The organism is Bowdeniella nasicola (assembly GCF_001907295.1).
Lineage (GTDB): Bacteria > Actinomycetota > Actinomycetes > Actinomycetales > Actinomycetaceae > Bowdeniella > Bowdeniella nasicola.
Genome location: NZ_MQVR01000032.1, coordinates 21,168 through 27,167 on the forward strand (window position 1 = coordinate 21,168; position 6,000 = coordinate 27,167).

4 protein-coding genes, 2 tRNA genes and 1 pseudogene are annotated in these 6,000 nt (G+C 64.8%); 1 reads left to right on the forward strand and 6 read right to left on the reverse strand.

Going from position 1 to position 6,000, the window contains the following annotated elements; all coding sequences use genetic code 11:
- Positions 1–6: 6 nt before the first annotated feature.
- Positions 7–97 (reverse strand) — tRNA-Ser (locus BSZ39_RS06655).
- Between the two features lie 84 nt (positions 98–181).
- Positions 182–268: transfer RNA gene (locus BSZ39_RS06660), tRNA-Ser, on the reverse strand.
- Between the two features lie 96 nt (positions 269–364).
- Between BSZ39_RS06660 and BSZ39_RS06665 the strand changes: the two genes are divergently transcribed.
- On the forward strand, positions 365–1,303 hold the full coding sequence (locus BSZ39_RS06665; protein WP_073716592.1) for an NAD(P)H-quinone oxidoreductase: 939 nt from the start codon (positions 365–367) through the stop codon (positions 1,301–1,303).
- Here the strand turns inward: BSZ39_RS06665 and BSZ39_RS06670 are convergent.
- The 4 genes and pseudogenes from BSZ39_RS06670 to BSZ39_RS06685 all read right to left on the reverse strand — a co-directional run.
- On the reverse strand, positions 1,300–2,568 hold the full coding sequence (locus tag BSZ39_RS06670) for an AGE family epimerase/isomerase (protein ID WP_245792443.1): 1,269 nt from the start codon (positions 2,566–2,568) through the stop codon (positions 1,300–1,302). The two genes, BSZ39_RS06665 and BSZ39_RS06670, sit on opposite strands and share 4 nt — an antisense overlap.
- Before the next feature lie 72 nt (positions 2,569–2,640).
- Positions 2,641–3,684 carry a carbohydrate ABC transporter permease gene (locus tag BSZ39_RS06675; protein WP_245792444.1) on the reverse strand — a complete coding sequence of 348 codons (1,044 nt, stop codon included), beginning with the start codon at positions 3,682–3,684 and terminating at the stop codon, positions 2,641–2,643.
- A complete protein-coding gene (locus BSZ39_RS06680; protein WP_073716593.1) occupies positions 3,681–4,658 on the reverse strand; it encodes a carbohydrate ABC transporter permease in 978 nt (325 codons plus the stop codon). The genes BSZ39_RS06675 and BSZ39_RS06680 overlap by 4 nt, the downstream gene beginning before the upstream one ends.
- Before the next feature lie 90 nt (positions 4,659–4,748).
- Positions 4,749–5,894: pseudogene (locus BSZ39_RS06685) on the reverse strand (ABC transporter substrate-binding protein); the annotation flags it as partial.
- Between the last annotated feature and the right edge of the window lie 106 nt (positions 5,895–6,000).

A 6,000-nucleotide genomic window follows, 5' to 3' on the forward strand; every position in this document is an offset into this window, starting at 1 on the left:
CTTTGCTGGCGGAGACGAGAGGATTCGAACCTCCGAGCGGGGATCACCCGCTACTCCCTTAGCAGGGGAGCGCCTTCGGCCACTCGGCCACGTCTCCTTTAGCAGAACTAGCCTACCGGGTTCAGCGCGAGATCGAAAAATACAGATTGCTCACGCACACGCCATCTGACCAGTTGCTGGGCGGAGGGTAAGGGATTCGAACCCTTGGTACGGTTGCCCGCACAACGGTTTTCAAGACCGTCACCTTCGGCCGCTCGGTCAACCCTCCCGGTCCCAGGAGGCATTCACCACCTGAGCCGATCGCCAGTGTACCGCTTTGCGCCCACCTGGCCCCAACCGAGTCGTTTGATGACACACTGACGCTATGCGTGCCATTGATCCCGACAGTTTTGCCGTCGCCGATCTGCCCACTCCGACTCCGGCCGACGGCGAGGTTCTCATCCAGGTTCGCGCAGCAGGGGTGAATCGCGCCGACCTCCTGCAGCGAGCCGGCCACTATCCCCCGCCGCCGGGCGCTAGCCCGATTCCCGGACTCGAGGTCGCCGGCACGGTCGTCGCGGCGCCGCACGCATCGAAGGTCAACGTCGGCGATGATGTCGTCGCGCTGCTCGCGGGCGGCGGGTACGCAGAGTATGTCGCGGCCCCCGCCGAGCAGTGCCTGCCGCTGCCGTCCGGTCTCACGATGGCCGAGGGCGCGGCCCTCCCCGAAGCGGTCGCAACGTCGTGGCTGAACCTCGTCGAACTCGCCGGCCTTAGCGAGGGCGAGAACGTCTATATCCACGGCGGCTCAGGCGGCGTCGGCTCGGTCGCGATCCAGCTCGCGGCGTCGCTCGGAGCGCGCGTCGTAACGAACGCGGGCAGCGACGACAAGTGCGAACGGTGCCGCGAGCTCGGCGCCGAGGTCGCCATCAACTACCGCGCCGAAGACGCGGCCGAACAGCTGCGGGAAGCGGCGGGCGAAGCGGGCTTCGACGTCACGCTCGACATGTTGGGCGCGGGCGCGCTCGAGGCAAGCATCGAACACGCGGCGCGTGATGGCCGGATCATCATCATCGGGCTGCAGCGCGGGCGGCGCGGCGAAATCGATCTCGGGGCGGTCCTTTCCAAGCGGCTGCGGATTCAGGGCTCGACGCTGCGCTCGCTATCCGAAGCGCGCAAGGCGCAGATCGTCACCGCGATGCGTCATGTCGTGCGCGAGATCCACCCGGTCGTCTCCGAGGAGGTTCCGCTCGAAGACGTCGAGGCCGCGCACGCCCTCATGGACGACGACGCGACCTTCGGCAAGGTCATCTTGACCCTCTAGTCCCCCAGCTGCGCGACGGCCGGCGCGAACGCGGGAGCGAGCGGCAGGTCGGGGAAGAGCATCGCCTGCAGCGCGTGATAGATATCGGGCTTGCCCTCCCACGTGCCGGCGGCCGGCAGGTTGTCGCGGTCGAGCTCATGGACCCACTGGCCCGGCTGCTCGATGAGGAACTCCTCGATATAACCCCACGCCTGGGCGGCGACATCGCTCCACCGCTCGGCTGCGCTCGGCTGCGCGAGCGCCGCCGCAATCCCCGCGGCGTAGGCCTCGCAGGCCACCCAGTGCATGCGCTCGTGCACGACGGGGGTGCCATCGAAGTCGGTCGTGTAGACGTAGCCGGGTGTCCCGTCGACGCCGAAGGACTCCTTCGCTCCCGTCGCGATGAGTTCGTAGGCGCTGCGCGTGATCCGCGGGTCGGCGTCGATACCGCGCGCGTCGCATTCGGCGGCGGCCTGCAGGGCGAGGCGTCCCCATTCGAACCAGTGCCCGGGCGTTGCGCCGTAGGGACGGAATGGGTCGGCCGGACGGTCGCGGTTGAAGTCCGGCATCGGCTGATACTCGACGTCGAGGTGCTCGGGGAAACGCCAAGAGTAGGCGGGGGCGAGCTCGCCGACGACGCGCTCAATGATGCGTACCGCGCGTTTGAGGTACGTGTCATCGCCTGCGACGGTGGCCGCGGCGAGGTAGCTCTCGACCGTGTGCATCGCGGCGTTCACGCCGCGGTAGGGCTCGCAGTCGGAAAAGTCGCGCGAATACGACTCGTAGACCATTCCGGCGTCCTCGTCCCACCAGCGCTCGGTCGACAGGGCGAGCGCGTCGTCGAGCAGTTCGCGAGCGCCCGGGATTCCGGCGGCAACGCCGCTGGAGGAGGCGAGCACGACGAAGGCGTGGGCGTAGGCGGCCTTGCGCTCTCCCCCGTCGGCGGCGGGCTGGCCCGTGGCTGCGTCGAGGGCGGAGAAATAGCCACCGAACTCGGCGTCGTGGAAGTGGTTCTTCAGGCACGAGATGCCGTGCTCGGCGAGTTCGCGGTAGCGGCCGGGATCGGCGTCACCGAGGTAGTCCTTCGGCAACATCGAACCGAGCGCGAAACAGTGCGTCATGCGGCAGGTGATCCACAGTTCGATGCCGCGCTCGGTAAGGATTTGGGCATCGTCACCGAGATAGCCGAAGCCATACTCGTGGCGGGATTGGAACCCGAATGCTAAGAGCGCGGCGATCTCGCGGTGGCGGCGGACAGCGGACGGTAAAGACTGCGACATCGGCATGCTTCGAGCCTACCGAATGCGAAGCGGCGGGCACCGAAGTACCCGCCGCCATGCTCTCGTCCGTCGTCGTCGCTAGCCCTTAACGGAGCCCGCGAGCAGACCACGGACGAAGTACCGCTGGAGCGCGAGGAACACGCCGATCGGGATGATGATCGACACGAACGCACCCGCGGTGAGTAGATGCCAGTCCTGGCCACGCGAGCCCGCCATTTCGGCCAGGCGCGCGGTCAGCGGCTGGATTGCGTTATTGCCACCGGTGAAGGTGAGACCGACGAGGAGGTCGTTCCACACCCACAGGAACTGGAAGATCGCGAACGACGCGATCGCCGGAACCAGCAGCGGCAGCATGATCTTCATGAACACGGTGACGTGTCCGGCGCCGTCCACCTTCGCGGCCTCGATGAGATCGCGTGGGATCTCGGCCATGAAGTTGTGCAGCAGGAAGATCGCGAGCGGTAGCGCGAAGATCGAGTGCCCGATCCACACCGCAATGAACGGGAAGTTCGCGAGCAGCGAGGTGCCCGAGAACAGTCGCAGCAGCGGGATGAGGGCCATCTGCAGCGGCACGATCTGCAGCGCGAACACGGTGATGAACACGACGTCACGTCCCCGCCACTGCAGCACCGAGAACGCGTAGGCCGCGAGGACCGCAACCGCGAGCGGGATCAGCGTCGACGGGATCGTGATGACCAGCGAGTTCATGAAGTAGTTCGACAACGCGCCCGACGAGGCACGTCCGAAGAGCACCTCGTTGTAGTTGTCCAAAGTGAACTGCGGGTCGGCGAAGAACGTCCACCACCCGCTCGTCTTGATCTGGCGCTCGGGCCGGATCGAGGAGATGAACAGGCCGAATGTCGGCACCGTCCAAAACACGGCAATGAGCAGCGCGACGAGGGAGCCGAACCGGTTCGTGAGCAGGCGCTTGGCGGCGCTGCCCAGTTGGTCGTCCTTGTTGCGCACGCGCTTGCCCGGCTTATCGGCGGGCTTGTCGCCGTCAGCAACCTTAATGTCGGTGGTTCCGGCGCCTTCCAACGTGGTCGTGCCGGTCGCGGCAATGTCCTCGGGCACGCCGTCGACGGGCGAGACGCGTTCCATGTCTGGGGTGTCCTTACTCATGCCCCACGCACCTCCCGGTTGATCAGCATTTGTCGCACGTTGTACACGACGATCGGGATCACCAGCACGAAGATGATGACCGACAGGGCCGAGCCCGTGCCGTTGTTACCGAACGTGAACGACTGGTCGTACATCTGGTTCGCGAGCACCTGGGTGCCGTATTTCGCGCCCGTCATGGTGCGCGGAATATCGAAGATCTTCAGCGTCGCGATGGTGATGGTCGTGAGGACGACGACGAGCGTCGGCCGGATCGAGGGCACGGTGATGTTTTTGAACATCTGCCAGGAGCTCACGCCATCGAGCAGGGCGGCTTCGACGATATCGTCGGGCACCGCCTTGATCGCGGCGGACAGGAGCACCATGGCGAAACCGGCCTGGATCCAGATCATGACGACGATGAGGAAGAACGTGTTCCAGGGGGCGTCTTGCAAGAACCGCACGGGTTCCCCGCCGAACATCGTGATGATCGCGTTGCCGAGACCGATCTGGCTTTGGGACGCGCCCTTGTAGTCGTAGACGAATTTCCAGATGATACCGGCGCCGACGAACGAGATCGCCATCGGCATGAACAGCAGCGTCTTCGCGACCTTCTCGAAGCGCGACTTATCGATGAGGATCGCGTAGACGAGGCCGATACCGGTGGACAGGGTGGGCACGAGGAGCACCCACCAGAACGTGTTAGCGAAAGACTGCAGCGAGTCGGCGTTGGTGAAGACCCACTTGTAGTTATCGAGGCCGACGAACTCGGCACTGCGGCGATCGTAGAACGACATCACTGTCGTGCGGATCGCGGGGTAGATGAGGCCGACGCCCAGCATGGCGAGGGCGGGGCCAGCGAAAATCAGAGGCGCAGCCCAGCGGCGGAGCTTTTCGGGTAGTCGATCCGCAAGCTTCGCGAGCAGCATGAGGAGTGCGACCACTACAATCAGCGCCACAATCGCTGCGACCATTTGGCCGATCTTGGTGTTGAGCATGGCGAGACTTCTTCTGTTAGGAGGCGGAAGGTGCGACTGTGGGGGCGACACTCAATGGTGCCGCCCCCAAGAGTCGATCAAGTGACAGGACTAGCCCTTAGGCCAGGAGTTCTCGATGTCGTTCAGGACGGTGTCGAGATCCTTTTCCTTGTTCAGCCACTGGGTCATACCAGTCCAGAAGGAGCCGGCACCCACTTCGGAGGGCATGAGGTCGGAGCCGTCGAAGCGGACGACCGAGTTCTTATCCTGCAGCAGTTCGATGGCCTGCTTGAGGAGGGGCGAGGACGCCTTCGAGGCATCCACGGCCTTGTTCGCACTCGTCACGCCACCGATGCCAACGCGGGTGTTCGCCCAGGTGCCGGAGGCCATGTAGGCCTGGACGGCCTTGGTCTCGTCCTTGCCGTTGAACGCGCCGACGAACTCGCCGCCGACGAGCAGCGGAACTTCGCCTTCCTTGACCGGGGGCAGCGGGAACGCGAAGACGTCGCCGTCTTCCGCGACCTTGGTGCCCTCGGGCCACTGGGCCTCGTAGAAGGAGGCCTGGCGGTGCATGTAGCACGCCTTGTCGAGGATCTGCAGACCGCCGTCGTTGAACGAGGTCGACACGATCGAGCGGGCGTCGCCGATGCCGCCGTTGACGAACTTGTCGTCGGTGAGGATCTTGCCGACGTACTCGGCGGCTTCCTTCACCTTGGCGTCGTTGAACGGAATCTCGTGGGTGACCCACTTGTCGTAGACGTCGCCGCCGCCGACACGCAGGACGAGGTCCTCAATCCAGTCGGTGGCCGGCCAGCCGGTCGCACCGCCGGATTCGATGCCCGCACACCACGGGCGCGTCGAACCCTCGGAGTGCTCGGAGGCGATCTTCTCGGTCAGGGCGGTGAGCTCATCCCAGGTCTTGGGGATCTCGTAGCCACCCTCCTTGAACATTGCCGGCGAGTACCACACGAAGGACTTCACCGACGCCATGAGGGGCGCGGCGTAGAACTTGTTATCGACGGTGCCGTAGGCCTTCCAGTCCTCGGACCAGCCTTCGTCGACGTTCTTTTCGACCTCAGCGGGGGCTTCCTTGATGTAGCCCTCCTTCACCATGCGCTGCAGCAGGCCGGGCTGGGGGAAGATCGCGAGGTCGGGAGCGTTGTTGGACTCCGCCTGGACGACGATCTGGGTTTCGAATTCGCCGATGCCGTTGTGCTCGACGGTGATGCCCGTGCACTCGGTGAACTTCTTGAACGTGTCTTGGAGCTGGTCGGGGTCAAGTCCCTTGTAGTGGTGTAACGGCGTTTTCCTCTCGTTTGGGGTTTTAGCTTGCTAGTGCGGGCGTGTCGGTATCGGTCATGGT

What these genes read in the sequence shown, in the direction of transcription:
- BSZ39_RS06665 (WP_073716592.1), top strand. Translation starts at nt 365, where the DNA reads ATGCGTGCCATTGATCCCGACAGTTTTGCCGTCGCCGATCTGCCCACT.
- BSZ39_RS06670 (WP_245792443.1), bottom strand. Translation starts at nt 2,568, where the DNA reads ATGCCGATGTCGCAGTCTTTACCGTCCGCTGTCCGCCGCCACCGCGAG.
- BSZ39_RS06675 (WP_245792444.1), bottom strand. Translation starts at nt 3,684, where the DNA reads ATGAGTAAGGACACCCCAGACATGGAACGCGTCTCGCCCGTCGACGGC.
- BSZ39_RS06680 (WP_073716593.1), bottom strand. Translation starts at nt 4,658, where the DNA reads ATGCTCAACACCAAGATCGGCCAAATGGTCGCAGCGATTGTGGCGCTG.